This window comes from Streptomyces sp. N50, assembly GCF_033335955.1.
Lineage (GTDB): Bacteria > Actinomycetota > Actinomycetes > Streptomycetales > Streptomycetaceae > Streptomyces.
In genome coordinates this window covers 5,063,746-5,082,515 of record NZ_CP137549.1, presented here as the reverse complement: position 1 = coordinate 5,082,515, position 18,770 = coordinate 5,063,746, and the positions used below count along the sequence as shown (strand labels likewise).

19 protein-coding genes are annotated in these 18,770 nt (G+C 68.3%); 7 read left to right on the top strand and 12 right to left on the bottom strand.

Features of this window, described 5'->3' with window-relative positions; all coding sequences use genetic code 11:
- Window positions 1-4 precede the first annotated feature (4 nt).
- The 9 genes from R2B38_RS22690 to R2B38_RS22650 all read right to left on the bottom strand — a co-directional run bounded on the left by R2B38_RS22690 (window position 5) and on the right by R2B38_RS22650 (window position 9,897).
- Entirely contained in the window at window positions 5-898 is an 894-nt protein-coding gene (locus tag R2B38_RS22690) for a hypothetical protein (protein ID WP_318017890.1), read from the bottom strand.
- Window positions 898-5,958 (bottom strand): phage tail tape measure protein, encoded by a 5,061-nt coding sequence (locus tag R2B38_RS22685; RefSeq protein ID WP_318017889.1) that lies wholly within the window; start codon window positions 5,956-5,958, stop codon window positions 898-900. The genes R2B38_RS22690 and R2B38_RS22685 overlap by 1 nt, the downstream gene beginning before the upstream one ends.
- Window positions 5,959-6,325: 367 nt before the next feature.
- The gene (locus R2B38_RS22680; RefSeq protein WP_318017888.1) at window positions 6,326-6,844 is read right to left on the bottom strand and encodes a hypothetical protein; all 519 of its coding nucleotides are present in this window, start codon (window positions 6,842-6,844) and stop codon (window positions 6,326-6,328) included.
- Window positions 6,844-7,341, bottom strand: a complete 498-nt coding sequence (locus tag R2B38_RS22675) for a hypothetical protein (protein WP_318017887.1) — start codon at window positions 7,339-7,341, stop codon at window positions 6,844-6,846. Before R2B38_RS22675 ends, R2B38_RS22680 begins: the two co-directional genes overlap by 1 nt.
- Window positions 7,342-7,414: 73 nt before the next feature.
- Complete coding sequence (locus tag R2B38_RS22670) at window positions 7,415-7,852, bottom strand: hypothetical protein (protein ID WP_318017886.1); 438 nt, start codon at window positions 7,850-7,852, stop codon at window positions 7,415-7,417.
- A complete protein-coding gene (locus tag R2B38_RS22665) occupies window positions 7,849-8,280 on the bottom strand; it encodes an HK97 gp10 family phage protein (protein WP_318017885.1) in 432 nt (143 codons plus the stop codon). The genes R2B38_RS22670 and R2B38_RS22665 overlap by 4 nt, the downstream gene beginning before the upstream one ends.
- Window positions 8,281-8,296: 16 nt before the next feature.
- A complete protein-coding gene (locus R2B38_RS22660; protein WP_318017884.1) occupies window positions 8,297-9,046 on the bottom strand; it encodes a hypothetical protein in 750 nt (249 codons plus the stop codon).
- A 67-nt stretch (window positions 9,047-9,113) separates the two neighbouring features.
- Window positions 9,114-9,545 (bottom strand): DUF6093 family protein, encoded by a 432-nt coding sequence (locus R2B38_RS22655; protein WP_318017883.1) that lies wholly within the window; start codon window positions 9,543-9,545, stop codon window positions 9,114-9,116.
- Window positions 9,535-9,897, bottom strand: coding sequence for a hypothetical protein (locus tag R2B38_RS22650; RefSeq protein WP_318017882.1), 363 nt, complete (start codon window positions 9,895-9,897; stop codon window positions 9,535-9,537). Before R2B38_RS22650 ends, R2B38_RS22655 begins: the two co-directional genes overlap by 11 nt.
- 423 nt (window positions 9,898-10,320) lie before the next feature.
- On the opposite strand from R2B38_RS22650, the gene uppS reads away from it, so the two are divergent.
- Together uppS and R2B38_RS22640 are read left to right on the top strand one after the other, a co-directional pair.
- On the top strand, window positions 10,321-11,208 hold the full coding sequence (gene uppS / locus R2B38_RS22645; protein WP_318017881.1) for a polyprenyl diphosphate synthase: 888 nt from the start codon (window positions 10,321-10,323) through the stop codon (window positions 11,206-11,208).
- Between the two features lie 321 nt (window positions 11,209-11,529).
- Complete coding sequence (locus R2B38_RS22640; protein ID WP_318017880.1) at window positions 11,530-11,937, top strand: nuclear transport factor 2 family protein; 408 nt, start codon at window positions 11,530-11,532, stop codon at window positions 11,935-11,937.
- A 16-nt stretch (window positions 11,938-11,953) separates the two neighbouring features.
- Here R2B38_RS22640 and R2B38_RS22635 read toward each other — a convergent pair whose 3' ends face one another.
- The 3 genes from R2B38_RS22635 to R2B38_RS22625 form a co-directional block, all read right to left on the bottom strand.
- The gene (locus tag R2B38_RS22635) at window positions 11,954-12,100 is read right to left on the bottom strand and encodes a hypothetical protein (protein WP_318017879.1); all 147 of its coding nucleotides are present in this window, start codon (window positions 12,098-12,100) and stop codon (window positions 11,954-11,956) included.
- 160 nt (window positions 12,101-12,260) lie between these two features.
- A complete protein-coding gene (locus R2B38_RS22630; RefSeq protein WP_318017878.1) occupies window positions 12,261-12,494 on the bottom strand; it encodes a DUF397 domain-containing protein in 234 nt (77 codons plus the stop codon).
- Window positions 12,494-13,372 carry a helix-turn-helix domain-containing protein gene (locus R2B38_RS22625; protein WP_318017877.1) on the bottom strand — a complete coding sequence of 293 codons (879 nt, stop codon included), beginning with the start codon at window positions 13,370-13,372 and terminating at the stop codon, window positions 12,494-12,496. Before R2B38_RS22625 ends, R2B38_RS22630 begins: the two co-directional genes overlap by 1 nt.
- Before the next feature lie 232 nt (window positions 13,373-13,604).
- Here R2B38_RS22625 and R2B38_RS22620 point away from each other — a divergent pair, with 232 nt between their 5' ends.
- From R2B38_RS22620 to R2B38_RS22600, 5 genes are all read left to right on the top strand, one after another.
- Window positions 13,605-14,186 carry an ATP-binding protein gene (locus R2B38_RS22620; protein WP_318017876.1) on the top strand — a complete coding sequence of 194 codons (582 nt, stop codon included), beginning with the start codon at window positions 13,605-13,607 and terminating at the stop codon, window positions 14,184-14,186.
- Window positions 14,183-14,410, top strand: coding sequence for a hypothetical protein (locus R2B38_RS22615; protein ID WP_318017875.1), 228 nt, complete (start codon window positions 14,183-14,185; stop codon window positions 14,408-14,410). The genes R2B38_RS22620 and R2B38_RS22615 overlap by 4 nt, the downstream gene beginning before the upstream one ends.
- Before the next feature lie 73 nt (window positions 14,411-14,483).
- Window positions 14,484-15,407, top strand: a complete 924-nt coding sequence (locus R2B38_RS22610) for a TauD/TfdA family dioxygenase (RefSeq protein WP_318017874.1) — start codon at window positions 14,484-14,486, stop codon at window positions 15,405-15,407.
- Window positions 15,404-17,569 carry a B12-binding domain-containing radical SAM protein gene (locus R2B38_RS22605; RefSeq protein ID WP_318017873.1) on the top strand — a complete coding sequence of 722 codons (2,166 nt, stop codon included), beginning with the start codon at window positions 15,404-15,406 and terminating at the stop codon, window positions 17,567-17,569. Before R2B38_RS22610 ends, R2B38_RS22605 begins: the two co-directional genes overlap by 4 nt.
- Complete coding sequence (locus R2B38_RS22600) at window positions 17,566-18,759, top strand: UDP-N-acetylglucosamine--N-acetylmuramyl-(pentapeptide) pyrophosphoryl-undecaprenol N-acetylglucosamine transferase (RefSeq protein WP_318017872.1); 1,194 nt, start codon at window positions 17,566-17,568, stop codon at window positions 18,757-18,759. The genes R2B38_RS22605 and R2B38_RS22600 overlap by 4 nt, the downstream gene beginning before the upstream one ends.
- Window positions 18,760-18,770: the final 11 nt, after the last annotated feature.

Genomic DNA, 18,770 nt, shown 5'->3' with positions numbered 1-18,770 from the left:
CAGTTCACAGGGCGGCGTAGGCCGCGCGCCAGGTCACGGCCAGCCGGGTGGTGTTGGTGTAGTCGCGGGCGGTCCACCACAGTTCGCTGGTGCCGGGCGGGATGGTGAAGGTGTCCAGGCGGGAGGCCGGGGAGAGGGCGGGGGCGAGGTTCCCGGTGCCGTCGCGCAGTGCCCAGCGGGTGCCGGGGCGAGTTTCGATGTCGATGTGCTGTCCGCTGCCGAGCGCGACGGCCAGCTCGATGACCTGGCCCGACTCGACATGCCGGATACGGGGGTTGGCGCACGGGCCGGTGATCCGCAGCGACGGCCACGCGGGGAGGTCGCCGTCGTTGGTCATCCAACCGCGGCGCTCGTCGGGGAAGGCGACGCCCGTGGTCAGTGGCGCGACGAGCGGGGCGCGGAAGCCGCCAAGGCCGTCGGCGGAGAGCGCCAGGGTCAGGGTGGAGGCGTCGTCGGCGTGGAAGCGCGGGTCGAGGGCCGCGAACTCGATGTCCAGCGGGATCCAGCCATGCAGGGCGTTCGCGGTGCTGGTGGCCTCGACGTGGCGCAGCCGCCCGTACAGTCGACGGGTCGTCCGGCCGGGCCAACGCAGTCGCAGCACCGCATCGGCGCCGACCGTCCTGCGTACGGTGGGGTCGTTCGCGGCGCGCTGCAGCTGGGCGAGGAGGTCAAGGGCGCGTGCCGGGTTGGCCGGCGTGCGGATGCCCGCTTCAATACGGATGGTGCGCGGCCCGTACAGGTCGATCCCGGCGAACGCCCCGTCGTCCACAGGGTTTTCCACATCCTGGGTACGAAGATCGGGTGCGCCCAGTCCTTCGACTTCGCCGACGAGGATGTCCGTTCCGGGTCCGAGGAGGACTCCGGCCAACTCGATCTGCCAGTCCATGAGTTCGGGCATCACAGCCGCCCTCCCCGCTGGGCGTTGCGCAGGCGGCGCATCACTTCGGCGCCGAGCTGCTGCGGGGTGGCGGAGGTGGACGAGACGGTGACGGGCATGGAGCCGATCAGCGGTTGCTGCTCGCGGACCACGACGACCTGGACGTTGCCGGCAGGGTGCGCGTCCACCGTGCGGATTGGCGCTGAGTCCCGTGTATCTGGGGCGAGTTGGAGTCCGAAGCGGCCCGCGACATCACCGAGTACGGCGGTCGCCGAGGCGCGCTTGGACGCGGCCAGCGGGATGAACGCCTCGCCTCCGGTGTCTGCCTCCACGAACTTGATCAGCGCGGTGGGTGAGGAGTAGACGCCGGGCTCCCACACGCCGCCGTTCGCGTACGCCAGGCCCTTGTTCGCCTTGGCGAGATCGGCGAGGAAGCGGGTGGCACGGGAACCGAGCGCGGACCTGATGCGGGACTGTCCGAGGTCCGCGACCTCGATGATCCGGTCCTCCTCAAGACCGGTGCTGTCAGCGACCTTGTGGATACCGGTGGTGCTGGTCTTGATCGCGCCGATGATGGTGAGCAGGTCGGCCAGGTCCTCGGTGGCCAGGGTCTTGGCGGCGGCCTTCGCGGCGTCGTTGGCGTTCTTCGCCTTCTTGTTGTCCTTCACGGCCTCGGCGGCGAGGGTTTCGGCGTCCGTGTCGCCCTGCACCGCGAGCATCGTCGCCAGGTCCGTGTAGCCCATCGCGGACAGCTTCGTGAGGTTCGCCTCGAACACCTTCTGGTCCTTCACCGCAGCCTTCAGCTGGCTGGTGAAGCCGGACAGGGTGTCCTTGGCGACAACGCCCAGCCGTTCCAGGTCCTTCGTCATCTCCTTGACGTACTTGGAGCTGCCGGTGGCCATCTTGCGGGTGAGTTCCACGCCGTCCTCGCCCATGGCCTCCAGGGCGTCGGCGACGTCCTGACCGGCACGTCGGGCGACGGTGGCGAGGTTCCCGCGCCAGGCGGCGGCCTTCTTCGACGCCTTGTCGAGGTTCTTCTCGAACAGGACCAGGTCGAAGATCTCGACCTCCTTGCCCTTCCTCTTCACCGTGCGCATCGAGTCCGACCGGATCGACGACACCGAGATCAACTCGCTTGCGCTGGAGGGGTCGTAGGACCAGCCGGACAGACCGCCGTCCGCGTGCCAGCTGACGTCACCGCCGAAGCGCCGGACGACCTCACCGACGATGGCCTTGCTGCGCGGTCGCTTGCTCACCGCGAGCGGCACGTACGCCTCGCCCTGCGTCTCCGGCTCGGCCCACACCCGCCACGAGCCGGCGGGGGCGATCTGTGCAACGTGCTTCTCGCGTCGTACGCCTCCGTCGGCGAAGTAGTCGACTACGGCGCCGCGGGCACGGGCCTGGATGGCGTCGGGTACCCCGTTGCCGTCCCGGTCCCAGGAGGTGGCCTTGATGGCGACGCCCACTCCGATGATGGATCCGCTGATGTTGTTGATCGCGCTCTGGATGGTGGCGACCGAAGTGAGGGATGGCTGGGTCGGGACGGTGACCTCGGCCTTGCCGTCCGGGAGAGTGCGGATCTTGAATCCGAGGTCTTCAAGGGCCTTACGAGCAGCGGCCGTCGGGGCGCTGATCGTGACCGTCTTCGCGTTCGGCGTGGCACGCAACTTGTCCTGCATCGCCTGCAGGGAGGCGAGGGCGCCCTTGGTGGCGGCGCTGACCTTGATGTTCTTGTTGCCCGGGACGGCGGCGAGTTCGTCGACGAGAATCTTCAGAGCGTTGCGGGCGTCCTTCGTCGGAGCCGTGATCTTGATTTCGCGGGTGCCGGGGACCGTCTTCACGGTGAAGCCCAGGTCCTTCAGCTTCTTCTGGGCGTCCTCGCTGAGCGAGTCCACGCGGATCGTGGTCGCCTTCGGCAGCCGGTCGAACTCGGCCTGTACGGCGAGGAGATCGGCCAGCGTGGAGTCCATGCCCTCGGTCTCCAGCAGCAGCGAGACCTTCGACGGCAGCAGGCCGAGACTGTCGGCCACCGCATCGGCCTGCTTGCGCGTGAGCCCGTAGCCCTCGGCGGCCTTGACCGCGGCCGCCCGCGCCTTGACCATCTGCGCGCGGGCGGCCGCCAGCGACTCGGGCAGTGATTTCCCGTTCTGCTGGGCGAGGGCGTACGCCGACACGGACGCGTCGGCGGCCGCGTCACTCAGGGAGGTGAGGGACTGGTAGAGCTGCTGGCCGTTGCGGGTCGTCGTGTTCAGGGTGCCGTTGCTGTTCAGCAGGGCTTTGCCGAAACCGTCGGCCTTCTCGATGCCGTTGTCCAGGGCCTCGTTCACGTCGAGGACGGCGTTGTTGACGCGTGCCTCGGCGGCCTGGAGGGAGATGCTGCCGCCGGAGAGCAGGTCGAGGGCGTCCTTGAGGGCGCGGGTGCGGGTGTCGGCGTCGGCGGTCTTGTCGGCGAGTTCACCGACCGAGGTCTTCAGGCGGTCGTACGCGCTCGTGCCCGTCCCGGCGCCCCGGACGCCCTCGTTGTACGACTTCGCGTCGTCCGCCGCCTGCTTGAAGTCCCCCGACAGCCCGGACAGTCCGCGGCGCAGGTCGTCCGCGGCCCGGCCCTGCACGTCGAACGCCTCGCCTCCGATGCCGCTTTCGGAGTCCAGCACCCATTCGATGTGCTCCTTGGAGACGGCCTTGAGCCGTCGCTGAAGTTCGGCCAGGCTGGTGCCCTGCTCCGTGTAGGCGTCGACCAGTTCCGACAGCGGGACCTTCGCCTTGCGCGCGACGTCGACCAGACGCTGCTGACCGTCCAGCGTTGTCTTGATCTTCTCCTGCATCAGATTCTCGGCGGCGATCGCCCGGACGTTGTCGTCGACCGCGCCGTTGGACTCGCGCAGGGACTGGGCGAGGTCGGAGATCCGCTGCCGGTGCTCGGCGGCGGCTCGGGCTGCCTTCTGCTGCTGGGAGGCCAGAAGCCCGAGGCCGAGTGTGACACCGACGAGCGCGACGCCCCACGGGCCGCCCATGAACCCGACGAGGCCGGACATCGCACCGCGCAGGCCGACGCCCGCGGCCCGGGTCATGCCGGTGAGCGTGCCGGTGAGACCTGTGGCCGGGCCTTGCGCGCTGCGGAAAGCGGCGCCCATCTGGCCAACGACGGGGATGCGGGTCTGGAGGACGGCGAAAGCAGCTCCAAGCCGTCCGATCGACGTGCCTGTCGACGCAGCGAGGGTCTGCTGAACACGCATCTGCGCACCGAGGCCCCGCCACGCGCCGGTCACCCGTCCGCTCACGGTCGAGGCGAGCCCGGTCAGCACCGGGGCAAGGCGCCGTGCGAGGAACATCGCGGCGATCGCCGTCTGCACCGGCCCCGGCAACGCGCCGAACGCACGGACCAGCGTGCCGGCCACCTCCCCGACCGGAACGAGCACGGCGGAGAGCCCGGCGACCGCGGACATGGCCAGGTTGGCCGCGGCGACGAGGATGTCCAGGCTGTTCGCGGTTCCGCCCGTCTCAACGCCCAGCAGCCCCAGCGCGGAGGCAACCGGCTCGACGCCCTGGGCGGCGTTGTCGAGCACGTCACCGAGCATGCGAGCCGCGTTGATCAGCAGATTCAGCCCTGAGGCCAAGGCATGCTCGTCGAGCTCCCGGAGCGGGCCGACGAGTTGCTCTGCCTCCTCGATCAGCCCGCCGAGACCGCTCCGCGCCTGGTCCCTGAGCTCCGGTCCGTACAGGGTGGCGAGGTCGCGCCCGTACTCGATCGCGGCGACCAGGTACGGGGTGGCGGACGACAGACCGCGGGTCATCAGCCGGGCGACGTACTCCAGGCCCGGGGCCATCGCGTCGTACAGCGCGAGGCCGGTCTGCCTGGTCTGCTTCTCCAGCAGCGTCATCGCGCCGGCCAGGCCCTGGCCACGCGCCGCCGTGATCTGCGCGGCCGCGCCGGACTCCCGTACGGCCAGGGAGAGCGCGTCGAAGGACTCGGTGCCCTGGTGGGCCATGGCGATCGCACCGGACATGGCGGGCTTGCCGAACGCCTTCTTCACCGCCTGGGTGAAGTCCTGCTGCGACATCTCGTGCTGGGAACGGGAGAGTTCCTCGATGACGTACCGCAGGCCCTTGAAGTTGCCCTGCGCCGTCCACGCCTCGATGCCGAGGGAGGCCAGCCCCTCCTTCATCTCCTTGGTCGGGGCGGCGAGGTTGGCCATCATGCCGCGCAGCGCCGTGCCCGCCGTCTGGCCGAGGATGCCGGCCTTGCCCAGCATGCCGACGCCGGAGGCCGCGTCCTCCATGCTCACGCCCAGGCCGGCCGCGACCGGACCGGCGTAACGCATCGCGTAGTAGATGTCGATGATGCCGCCGGAGGCGTTGTTGGCAGTGGCGGCGAGGATGTCGGCGGCACGTCCGGCCTGGTCGGCACCGAGGCCGAACTGGTCCATGATGTCGCCGAGGTACTTCGCGGAGTCGGCGGCGTTCACCCCGGCAGCGGCGGCGAGTTGGAGTGAGGCACGGGTGGCGCTGATCGCCTGGTCGGTACGGAAACCCGCCTTCGCCAGCTCCACCATGGCTTCGGCGGCATCGGCCGCGGAGGTGGTCGGCAGTTCGAGGTCCGCGCCGAGCTGGTTGGCCATCCAAGCGGCGCGCTGCATCTGTCCGGCCGTGGCCCCGGTGACGGCGGAGAAGACGTTCATCTGCCGCTGGTAGCGGTTGCCCTCCTCCAGCAGCTGCCCGGTGCCCAGCATCAGTGCCCCGCCGGCGAGAAGCCGGGACAGCACGGCGGCCTGCTTTCCCACGCCCTTGAGGGAGCGCTCGGCCCCGCTTGCCTCGGCGCTCGTCCGGCGCAGCCCGCTGCCCGCCTGGCTGCCACGGGTCCCGAGCGCGCCGAGCCGGGTTGCTGCCGTACGGGCCCGGGTTCCGAGGGTGTCGATCCGCTGGGCGGTACGACGGCTGGAGGTGTCCAGCTGGGCCAGACGCCGGTCGAGGTCGCGGGTGCGGCGCCCGAGATCCTGTGCCGCGTCGGCGGCCGAACGCAGCCCGGAGATCAGGCTGTTGGCCTGCGCGGTCAGCTGGACAGTCAGGCTGTACGTCGCCACCCGCCCTCTTCACCTCCTCCCCTCTACGTGTCGTCGCCACGGTGCAGGTGCTCGTACGTCCGCCGGGGCAGGAGCGTGACCTTGATGCCGTAGCCAGCGCGGCCCTCGGGCACGCGGTCGCGTTCCTGGGCGATCAGCTCGCAGCCGGGGCAGCGCACGGTGTCGGTGACGTAGGCGTGCCGGTCGTCCTGCCACTCCGCCTCACGGGTACGGCAGTCCGGGCAGAGCGAGCGCTGCCGCGCCTGCCACGCCAGGGCCTTCGCGCGGTCGAGTTCGGACCAGAGGCCGTCGCCCCCGAGGAACCGCGAGTGTGGGATGCGGTAGGTCTCGCACAGCTCCAGCTCAGCCCTCAGTTGCGGGTCGGCCGTCAGTCTTTTCCCAGGTCAGCGCGGGACTCCTGCTGTACCTGCCAGGCGGCCTCCCACAGGGCGTTCGCGTCCGGCGCCGACCAGGAATCCAGCAGCTCGCGGGCTTCGGTCTCGCTCATGCCGTCCGTGCTGGAGGCGGCGATCAGCGCGGCGGGGAAGGTGTCCGGGTTGAACGCCGCCCCGTCGGCTGCCTGTTGGTCGGTCGGCGGATGGGCGTGGATGAGCTCCTCAAGAACCGGCCGCGGCAGCGCGCGGAAGCGCAGAGAGACGGAGGCCGTGTCGAAGGCTCTGCGTGCGGTCTCGTACCGCTCGGCCTCCGCAGTCGCCCGGGCGGCAAGCGCCGCGTTGTCCGGATCGCTGTCGGCGAGGAGCTGGGCGCGGGCGGCGGCGCGCTTGGCCTCGTCGTACTCTGCGCGCCGCGCTGTGTCGTCGCAGATCTGCAGAACGCGCTCTGGCAGGGAGCGGCGGCGCAGCCGCTCCATCTTCTGCTCCCACGTCGCCTCGCTCCTGGCGGCCATCAGTTGCCCCCACCGGAAGCGGCGGGCACGGCGGCATCGAGCGTCGGCGGGGAGGTGATCGAAAAGACCGCCTGGAACTTCGCGGCCTCGTTGCCCGCGTTGTACTGCGGGGTGCGCGAGGCCACCTGGACGGGAAAGCTGTCCAGGGACTTCGAGCCGGGGATGTCGCCCTTGCGCAGGAACACGACGAAGCCGACGGCGCCCTTGGGCAGCAGCGTCTCAACGGCGTCGCTGAGCTGGTCCTCGTAGAAGGTGATCGAGGAGTTGTCGGCCTTGTCGTTGCCGGGGATGGAGGAGGAGAACGTCGACGCCATGTCGGGCGTCTCGATCGACTCGTTCGTCAGCGACCAGCCGTCGACATCGCTCATCGCCTCGGTCAGGTCGGTGGAGTTCGGGGCGGAGATCTCCGCACGGGTGGGGATCCTGGTCGCGGCGGCGATGTTCTTCAACCAGAGAATCTTGGTGATGCCGCGCCGCATGAAGCGCTGCTGAGCCACGGGGCACTCCGGGGTGGGTGCTGCGCCGGGCTCGTCGGCCGGGCGTCCGCGTGGCTCCGCGGTGAGAGGAGGATCAGGCTGGTGTCACGGTGATCGTGAACCGCTGCACGTAGGAAACGATATCGCCCTGCGAACCGTCAACCGGATCTCCACCGGCGTCGGCGGTCAACTCCCGGTCGATCACCCGCATTCCGGGGACTTCGACCTCCGTACGCCAGCCACTCGCCGTCCGGTCGAAGAGCACCGCACGGACCTTGTCAGCGAGCCACTGCACCTGATCGGCCCGCTCCCCCACGCTGGTCACCTGGTACGTCCAGACGGCGTCCGCATGCCAGTCGGCGAACGACGGGCCGGAGAACTCCCCCGGCAGGCTGTCGAGGATCAGATAGGGAAAGGCCGCAGGTTCCCCGCCCACCGCCCGCGGCAGCACCCCGAGCCCGCACGGCCGCCCCGTTCCCTCTACAAGCACGGCCACGAGCGCGCGGGTCAGCGGCAGCCGAGGAATCGTCATCGCGGCAACGCCCCTGTGCGCAGCACTTCCAGAAACCCGGGCTGGGTCTGCCGGAACGCGGGCTCGATGTGCGGATACGGCGGTTGGCGGTACTGCCGCCCCAGCCGGTCCACGCCCACGAACCCGTACTCCAGCCGCCGCTGCTGCGGTGCGTTGGTGAACACCACCGCTGTCACCTGGCCCCCGGCGACGGTCACCTTTACATCCCACGACGCCCGGTACTGACCGGTGATCACATTCGGTCCCGGCCGCCCCGAGGCGTTCTTCTGAATGCGGACCCGCAGCAACATGGCGTGATGTCGCGTGATCGCCCGCGTCCGGGACCGTACTGCTGGCCCCAACCGTGCGAGCGCGGCGGCCAGTTCGATCGGATCGCGGAATGCGACGGCATCGGGATGAGCATTGGGGTGCGGGTTCAGGGCGGTCACCGGCGGAGCCTAATGACTATGAAGTCGTGTTCCAGGGTGTGGCGTTGTCCCAGAACGCTTGCAACTGGTCCAGATGGAAGTCGTACCACTGTCCGTCCGCGGGCCGAAGAACCATCTTCATGTTCTCCAGCCGTTGGATCTTGTACGCGTAGTACTGGAGATAGAGAGTCGCCCGGGAGGTCCCCGGTGCGATGTGCGTCCACCCGAAGCTCAGTTCTTCCGTGGTCACCCGCACCTCCAAGCGTCCAGGCACCGAGGTGTGCAGCCGTTCGAGGTGCGTGAGAGTCCCACGGGTCTGCCCGGTGCGACGGGCATGGTCCGCCTGGATACCGAGCCGGTTCTCGGCCAGTTGCTCGGCGGGAGAGGATGGTTGGATCACAAGGATGCGGACGAGACTGCCGGCGCGTAGCCGTCTCTCCAACGCGTGAAGGATCGAGGGGACCGCATTGGTGAGGGAGACGCCGGCCAGGTACAGGTCACCGTCACCCTGGAGGTCCTCGTCATGAGAGGGGGGAAACGTCGTGATGAGTACGGGACTCTTCGCAGACTCCCCCGCAGCGGCCATCGCGTCGAGCTTGGTCCTGGTGACCAGCGTCCCGGTGGCCAGAAGAGCGAGCACCGCGAGCAGCGCACCGAGAACCTTCTCCGTGGAGACGATGCCCGCGAGGTTGAGCACCGCGAGGACGATCGAAACCGTGATCGTCAGATAGGCGTCGAGGTTCTCTCCTCGGCGAATCTGATGCCCCGCGCGCCCGATCCACGACATGCGGATCAAGGTAGTCGAGAGCGTGCCTTCAGGTGGCCAACTCCCTTGACTGCGGCAGCAGTAGACATCAGCCCAGGAGTTCCACGCGCACGACCCGCACCACCGCGAAGGTTCCAGTGAGGGCTTCGGTGGCACGAAATCTCCGTCCGACCAGGTACGGGTCTCTGGGCCCCGCGGCCCGCATGGAACCGACCACCACCATGGTGTCGTCGAGCCGGATCTGTGGCGCGTCCAGTGGCAACAGCACCTGATACGCCGTCGCAACAGCCGGCGGATCGATGCGGTCGTCCAGCGACGCCGCCATCACGGGTCGGCCGATAGGAGTGACGGCGCCTGCTCCTTCCCAAATCAACGCCGCGTCCGGGTCAGCGGGTTCGAGTTCACCCGTGGTCTCGTCGAGGACGTCGTCCGAGCGCCCATCTGCGTCCCGCCAGATCTGCAGCCGGTCATCGAACATCCCTTCCACGGCTCGGCGTACGCCGGAGAGCTCAAGCGCCACGGGCCCACTCCGCCAGCTGCCGCAGCACCGCCGCCGTACCAGCACCCGGCACGTTCTCCAGATCCGCGCGAGCCAAGGCGGCACGCTCAACCTCGACCGGGTCGAGCGCCTCCAAGAACGCGGCCGCTGCAGGCCCCGGCTCGGCCGACACCCCGACCTGCACCTGGGCCAAGAGGTTCAGTTCGACGGGCCACGTCTCCGTCGGGCGCAGGTTCAGAACAACACGCGGCAGATCATGTGCATCTGTGTGGACGTCGACGGCCGCGACGTAGCCGGTCACTTCCTGACCGTCCACGACAACGCGATAGACCCGGCCATCGAAGAACATCTGGAATCGGTTCAGTGTCGTCACCGGCGGAGCCTAATGGCTGGTGAGGCGCAACGGTGCAGCGGATCCACTGCGAACAGGCCGGTGTTCATCCCGCAGGGCTGGATTCCGTCGTGTCCGCCGCCAGATATGGCACCGCCCAATAGCCGACCCGTAGGCCCGGCTTGAGCACCGCGCGCCCCTCGGCATTCCCGGACGGTCCCACCATCGCGAAGCATTCTCGGGCTGACGAGCCTACGGCAACGCCAGGGCGGCAACTTGCTTCTCGAGCAGGGCGGTTCACCGTTCTGTTCCTTTGCCCCAGCATGCCTGGACCGAATGAATTGACAGTAGTATGGCCGCGGGAGGGGGCGGCCACTGGCGTTGGCGCGAGTGGCCGAGGCCGTGTCAGCGGAGCAAGCACAAAGGGCGGAACAGTGCCCACATTCTTGGGGTTTAACTGCCCCGGTGGTGAAATTCTCACCCTTTCCCGAAAAGGACGTATGGCACTCTTTGGCGAGGAAAGAGAGAAAAGGGATGACCGGTGGTCTCGAAGTTCGGCGATCCAAGGAAGACCTCAGCCCGGCAATGCCGGAAATATTGAGCGATCTCCTACCTCGCCATGTGGCCATAGCTCCAGACGGGAACGGCAGATGGGCTGAGCAGCGAGGACTGCCCCGCAATGCGGGTCACAGACAAGGAGGAAGGGCACTTCAGGATGTCATTGGCGGGGCTGTCGAAATCGGTGTCACTTTCCTGAGCTTGCATGCTTTCTCGACGGAAAATTGGAAGCGCCCCGCCAGCGAGGTGGAGGATCTCATGACTGTCTATGCGGACTACCTCCGCGAAAACAAGTTGAGACTCCGCGACATGGGTGTGAGGGTGCGCTGGTTGGGATCCTCAGAGCGGATGCCGGGGCATCTTGTGCGTGAGATCGAATCAGCTCAGGAAATCACGCAGGGAAATGATGCGCTGACATTCACGCTGTGCATCAACTATGGCGGAAGGGATGAGATCCTTCACGCGGTCGGTAGAGTGGCCGAGGATGCACGTAGCGGAGCCCTGCCTGACGTGCACATGGATGAGGTTGTTTTCACCCGTTACCTCAACCGATTCGCCCTTCCTGATGTTGACCTATTCATTCGGTCCGGCGGGGAGATGCGAACCTCTAACTTCTTCCTGTGGCAGATGGCGTTTTCCGAGATGGCCTTCACGGAGAAGCCGCGGCCCGATATGACCAGGGAAGATCTGTGGGAGGCGTTGGCGCAATACGCATCTCGCGAGCGGAGAATGGGAGGGCTTGGCCGACGCGGGCTGAAGGCGAGCGGATCTGCTCGGCCCACAGGCGACGGGTAACCGTCCACCTTCTGTGTCCCTGCCCGCCGCGCACCCACGGTGACGAGGACTCCGGCAAGTTCACCGTGGTGTGCGAAGTTTCCGGCTCAGCAAACCACCGCAGCCAGCTGGAAGAAGCCCCTCAGGACCTCTCCGCGCTTTCCTTCTCCAGATCCCCCAGCACTTGTTCGGTCACCATCCGGGCCTGGGCGTTGAGATCCTTCGCTGCCACGACGTGAGCAGGAGAGTACCTCTCGATGTGGCCAGGGCGTCCGCTAGCGGTGGCCCCGTAGGGCGGATTGAAGTGGGACCACCAGGCGGCAAAGGCGATGACGGTCGTGCGTGGCCATCGGCATGATGACCGTCGTGACGAATCAGGTATCCCTGGAATCCGAACTCGCGTCGTTCATGGGCGAGTACGAGCGGGCCAACAACAGTCATGACATCGAGCGGGTCGTGCCGTTCATCGCTGATGACGCTACGTACTGGTTCTCGGACGGCTCGTATCAGGGCATCGAGGAGATCCGGTCCGCGATCGAGAAGACATTCGCGAAGATCCTCGACGAGGTGTATGAGGTCCGGGATCTGGAGTGGCCCGTGCTCACCGCGGACGTCGCGGTGTGCCGTTATCGGTTTGCCTGGACTGGCGTCGTCGACGGTGAACCACGTTCTGGCCAGGGGCGGGGCACCAATGTCATCGTGCGGCGGGACGGCGGCTGGAGGATGCTGCATGAGCATCTGAGTTCCTGACCCCTCGGGCGGTCGGCTATGTCGTCCCGCTGGTCTTGTTCGCCTTGGTGCGGGCCAGGCGGTGGGACTTGGTGCCGATCTCGATGTGGGGAGCGTTGAGCCGGTCGAGGATCGCCGCGCAGAACCCGACAACGGCCCGCGTCGCCTCGTCGTCCCGCCCCAAGCCGCCGTCCCCGTCGATGTCCGTGCCGCCGAGTGACTCTTCCCGGTCTCCTGAGGAGAGTCACTCCCAGTCGTGGGGCCCAGTGCACCAAGTAGCACCAGGCACCCCACCGTGCCCCAGGTCCCTGTGCTGCGACTCGACCTGCGTGCGGCCGTTCTTCCTACCGACCCGGACGGACCCCCTGGACGAATATTGCGAACGACGCCTGGCCCACGAGCAGCGCGGGCCCCTGGGGGTCCTTGCTGTCGCGGATCGCGACACCGGCGTGTGCCGTGTCGGTGAGGTCGGCGATCTCGATGCAGTTGTTGCCGGCGCCGTCGGAGTACGACGACTTGAACCAGCGCGCGCCGGCGCCGGTGAACTCGGGGGCCATGTGGGTACGGGTGTGGGTCATCAGGTGCTCTCTCGCGTGAGTTGTTGCAGGAACGCCGGCGTTTCCTCCGGCGGCAGCGCGGATGCCGTGAGGGCGTTGAACTTCCGGGTGAACCGTCCGACCTCGCGCGGCTTGTCGGACACCGAGGTGGCGCTCCACGCGTTGTCCACCTGCACCGAGGTCGGCATTCCGTCGTCCAGGTGCAGGACCGTGAAGTCGTGCACGGAGAGATATCCGCGCAGTGTCTGGGGCAGCACCTGAACGCTCACGTTGGGCAGGGACGCCACCCTCGCGATCTCCTCGTACTGCTCCCGCATCACGTCCGGATCGCCGACGACGTACCGCAGCGCGGGCTCGTACAGCACGGCCCTCAGCCGCAGCGGCTCCTCGTCCCTGGTGAGTGCTTCCTTGCGCCGGAGGCGCACCCGGACGTTCTTCTCGATGAACTCGCTCGTGGTCTCCTCGATCGGCTTCGCGAGCTCGTACAGCGCACGTGCGTACGCCTCCGTCTGCAGCAGGCCGAGAACGAGTGCCGGATGGAAGGCCCACGTCTCCCGCGCCGCGGTCTCGATGCCGACGAAGCGAGGCATGCCGGACGGCATCGTGGACCTGAAGGGCGTCCACCAGTCCTGGCTCGCGCCGTCGCGCTGGATCCCCAGGAGCTGGTCGACGTCGCGGTCGTCGGTCACGTCGTACAGCTCCAGCAGCGCGCGCAGATCACCAGCGCTGCGCAGGTCCTGAAGCCCCTTCTCGACGCGGTGCAGTTTGGTGACGTACAGCCCGTTCACGACGCCACTTCCGACGACTTCCTCAAGCGTCATCCCAGCCCGTTCGCGCAACTGCCGCAACTCGTAACCGAGTTCGATACGCCGCACGGTAGGTCGGGGTTTGGCCGCCATGTGTTCGCCTTTCCATCGCATGCGTTCGCCGAAGCCGCGATGCGCGCAGTCTGACACGCGATACGCGCGCTGCAACAGACCATGCGCTTGCGGTGTCATGTGCCATTTTCGTTCGCGGTGAAATTTCTTGAGCCGTTTCGTTGCGAAGCAACTTTCCCACGGGGCACGGTGGTTGGGCCACAGAGCGCGCTCTGCGCTCCTGATACCCCTTGACCTGCGGAAGGGCTGGGCGATGGTGCCTGCAGTTCCGACAACGGCTTTGCCCGCTCCCCCGAGTCCCGCAGGGGCCAGGGCCGCGTCCACGGCTCCGGCTCCGGCTCCGGCACTCGCGTGGCATCCCTCACCCGTCGACGTCGCCTTCGTGCGGGATGTGTCGCGGGTCGAGCACGCCCGGCGTATCGGGGGCGCGTGGCTGCGGAACGTGTGCCGCATGCGCGTGGCGCGGGTCGAATCGGCAGAGGTGGTGATCTCGGAGCTGTGCACCAACGCGGTCGTTCACGGGCACGGCGACTCGGTCGGTTTCCGCTTGCGGCACGTCGGCGGCCAAGTACGGATCGAGGTCAACGACCACTCGCCCTCCGCAGTGCCCGAACCGGTGCACGTCGGGTGGGAGATGGAGAGCGGACGGGGCCTGTGGCTGGTCGACACGCTCATCGACGAGCTCGGCGGGAGATGGGGGTTCACCGTCGACGGGGCGGTCGCCTGGTGTGTCTTCCCGATCGCGCAGATCGCGCCCCTGGCCTCGTACGAAAGCTGCGTGCCCGGTCCGGAAAGCCGGGGACACGACCTCGGATCGAAGAGCAGGCGCCGATGAGTGCAGCGCCCGGAGCCACGATCCACCGGCAGGCCCGACCGCGCCGGACGGGCACGGCACTTGTGGGCTGGGGGCTTCGCCATCCGCTCCAGCTCCTACGGCGCTATTGCTTCGGCTGCTTCCAGTTCGCGCTGCTGGTCGTACCCGTGCTGCTGATCATCTGGTTCGCCGTCGGCCTCGGAGATCTCATCGCGTTGCTCCGCCCACAGGCGATCGAGGGGTGACCGACCTCTTCGCGTGTTCGCGGATCGCGTCCGCGTCTTCGCGTACCCACCACGCCCAACTCAAGGAGTACACATGCCTTTATCGTCACTGCCGTCGTATCGCGTGCCACTGCCGAAGGACTTCGCCGCCGAACTGGCCGAGTGCACCACGTCCCTGCCGGACTGGCAGCTCTCCGAGGGGCTGTTGTCCGCGGAGTCCAGCACCGCCTGTCGGCGGGCGCTTTCGGAGCTGCCGCACACTGCCGAGTTCGTCGCCACGTGCGACCGGCTGCTCAACTCACCTGAGAGTGAAGGCTTCGCCGTGCTGGAACTGGCCGGGCTTCTCGACGCCGCCGGCACCGCGGAGACCGGGCTGCAGGCCGTCACGGCGCTGGTCTCCCTGATCGCCACCCCTCTCCGGGCTTTCGACCGGTGGCCGTTGTGGAAGCCGCTGGGCACCAACCTGACTATCGACCCGATGCGAGCGACCGGGGTGGGCTACAACCCGATGCACCTGGACATCGTGAACTCCACCCGGCCGCCCGACTACAGCGCGCTGCTGTGCGTACGCCCCGACCCCAGGGGCGAAGGGCACAGCCTCGTCTCGCAGATCCGCCAGGCCGTGGAACGGCTCGGCTACGACGACGCCGAGCTGTTGACGCATCCCCGCTACGAGGATGGGGCCTTCGACGACCTGACCGGCGTAGGCGAGGAGTGGAAGCCGTTCCCCGTCATCGACGGGCTGCCGCCGCTGGAGGGCTTCGTCCGGTTCACGGCGAAGATGCTCGCCGAGGCCGACCCCGACGCCCCGTACACGAAGGCGGCCCGCGCCCTGGAGCACGAGCTGATCACCAGGCAGCACAGGTTCCTGCTCGGCCAGGGCGACATGCTCATCGTCAACCAGCACCTGAGCTGCCACGGCCGCGAGGCACTCGGCGCCGGCCAGGAGGACGTGCCCGAGGACGAACGCCGTCTGCTCCTGCAGATCTTCCTGCGCCGCGAGGAGGTCACGCGATGACAGCCTCCGTACCGCTGCCGAACCCGACCGTCCGCACGGCAGTCCGACCGCGGATCAGCCTCACGACATGGCTGGCCGACCTGACGTACACCCAGCAGACGATCTCGGCGGAGACGATGCCGCAGGCGGTCGGGGGCCTGGCCACCTACGCGGCCACGAAGCTGGACCTCGTCCACCCGATCCGCGTCTTCAAGTACCCCGAGGCGCTGGCGTCCGCGCTGGAGGAGGACGGCCCGCCGGACGTGATCGGGTTCTCGCACTACATCTGGAACAGCCACCTCTCACTCGCCTTCGCCGAGCTGATCAAGAAGCGCTTCCCAGAGACAACCGTCGTCTTCGGCGGCCCGCACTATCCGCTCCGCCTCCCCGACCAGACCGACTTCTGGCACGAACGGCTGGCGGGAAGGGTCGACTTCTACGTCGACGGGGAGGGAGAGCCCGCCTTCGCCGAACTCCTGGACACCCTCAACGAGTTCGCCTGCACCGACGTACGCGGCTACGTCCCCGGAGTCCACTGCCTCGCAGACGACGGGACACTCCACGCCCCACCACCGCGCGTGCGGATCCACAACCTGTCCTCCGTCCCCTCCCCGTACCTGTCCGGCCTCATGGACGAGTTCTTCGACGGCAAGCTCGTCCCCACCGTCCAGACGAACCGCGGCTGCCCCTTCAAGTGCACCTTCTGTCAGGAGGGCACCCAGTACTTCCAGCGAGTCGCCAAGAAGCACGAGCAGCAGATCCGCGACGAGCTGCACTACATCGGCCGCCGCATGAAACCGCTGGTCGAAGCGGGCTCGGCCCGCAACGAACTCCTCATCACCGACAGCAACTTCGGCATGTTCCCCGAGGACCACGAGACCTGCCGGGTGCTCGCCGAATGCCAGCAGCTGTACGGCTGGCCGCGCGTCGTCAACGTCACCACCGGCAAGAACCAACGCGACCGCGTCCTGTCCGCCGTCGCCCAACTCCCCGGCGCGATCAGCCTGTCCGGCGCCGTCCAGTCCCTCGACCCCGACGTCCTGCGCAACATCGCCAGGTCGAACATCGACGCCGGCAAGCTCATGGAGATCGCGCTCGCGGCGGCGGACGCCGGGGCCGGCACGTACAGCGAGGTGATCCTCGCGCTGCCAGGCGACTCGAAGGCGAAGCACCTCGGCACGCTGCGCCAGCTCGTCGACGCGGGCTTCGACCGCCTGAACATGTTCCAGCTCACCCTGCTGCCCGGCAGCGAGATGTGCACCGAGGAGTACCGGCGGAAACACGGCCTGGTCACCAGGTGGCGGGTCATGCCGCGCTGCTACGGCACCTACACCGTCCTCGGCGAGGAGTTGAGCGCCGCCGAGCTGGACGAGGTGTGCGTCACGGTCCCCGACATGTCGTACGAGGACTACCGGGAGTGCCGGCTGATGGACCTGCTCTTGGCCTCCCTCTACAACGGCGGTGTCTTCGCCGTCCTCCTGGCCGTCCTGCGCGCCCACCAGATCTCGCCCATGACCTGGCTGGAGTGTGTGCGGACGCTGGCCCACGGCTCCGCCCTGACGGCGGTCCTGAAGGAGTTCGGGGCCGAGACCGACAATCAACTGTGGGAGGAGCGGGGGAGGTTGCTGTCCTACGCCACCGAGAACATCGACCAGTACGTGGACGGCCACCTGGGCAACAACCTGCTCTACACCTACCGCACCCGGATCCTCTCCGAGGCTCTGGAGGACACCGCGGACGTGGCCGCCCGCGCCTGCCTTGCCGTGCTCCGTGACATCGGGGTCGGCGTGGGCGGCGGGACCCAGATCGAGGCGCTCGTGCGCGAGGCCGCCGACTACCACCGCCTGACGCTCTCCGAGATCTTCCGCACCGACCCGCCCGAGGCGCTGCGCCAGACGGCGCGCTTCGACCTCGACGCGCTCCTGGCAGCCGCGCGGCGCCGGGAGAACGTCCGCGATCCGCGACGCTTCCGGTACACGGAGGCAGGGGTACGCGAGTTCGTCCTCACCGGCGACCAACAGCGCACCCTGCGCACGTATCTCGGTCAGTTCGGGACCACTCCATGGGGCGTCGGAAGGCTCCTCACGAAGGTCCGCCTGCCTGATATCGTCCGCCACGTCCGAATGTCCCCAGGCCCGGGCACGGCCCCGGCGCCCGCCGGAACGGGAACCCCCACAACGTGACCAGCGCAGACCTCGACCGCCGTCTCGCCGCCCTGGGCCGACCCTTCCGGCTGATCGTCACGGGTGGCGGGACCGGCGGCCACACCTACCCCGCGCTCACCGCGATCCGAACGACGAGCGCGCGGCTGGACCGGCTGGGCATCGGTCTGGAGGTGCTGTGGGTCGGCACCGCGACGGGCCTGGAGGCGCGGGTCGCCGAACGTGAGGGCATCCCCTTCAAAACGGTGGCGACGGGCAAGATCCGCCGCTCCAGCAACCCCCTCAAGCTGGCCTCCCCGGCGAACATCAAGGACATGGGCCGCGTTCCCCTGGGCGCCGTCCAGGCCCGCACCATCGTGTCCGAGTTCGAGCCCGACGTGGTGCTGTCCACCGGCGGCTACGTCGCCGTACCGGTCGGCCTGGCCGCCAGGTTCTGCCGCCGTCCACTGGTCATCCACGAACAGACCGTCCGCCTGGGGCTGGCCAACCGTGCCCTGGCTCGTGCGGCGACCCGCATCGCGGTCTCGTCGGAGTCGACGCTGGCGCTGCTGCCCGAGTCGGTGCGCAGCTCGGCGGTGGTCACGGGCAACCCCGTACGCCCGGAAGTCCTGACCGGCGAGCCGGACAAGGCGATCAGCGCGCTGGGCCTCACCGGCTTCGACCGCACCCTGCCCACCGTGTACATCACCGGCGGAGCCCAGGGCTCCGTCCAGATCAACACCGTCGTCCGCGCGATCCTCCCGTGGCTGCTCACCCATGCCAACGTCATCCACCAGTGCGGGGCCACCTCCATCGAGGAGTCGCGCCGGCACGCGGCTCAACTCCCGGACGACGTACGCCCTCAATACCTGGTCACCGACTTCGTCGGCCCGGAACTCCCCGACGTCCTCACCCTCGCCGACGTCGTCATCTCCCGCAGCGGCGCAGGCACGATCGCCGAACTCACCGCCCTCGGCAAGCCGTCCGTCCTCATCCCGCTGGCGACGTCAGCGGGCAACGAGCAGGAGCACAACGCCCTGCACCTTCAGCGGGCCGGCGCCGCCGTCGCTCTGGTCAAAGAGGCGGTCACGGCTGAGGGGCTTCGCGCTGCGGTCTACCCAATCCTCAGCTCACCCAAGGGGCGTGAGCAGATGGCGGAGCGGGCACAGTCCGTGGGCCGCCCGGACGCCGCGGAGCGCCTGACGGACGTTCTCCTGAGCGTGGCCGTCTGACGGGCTTGCGC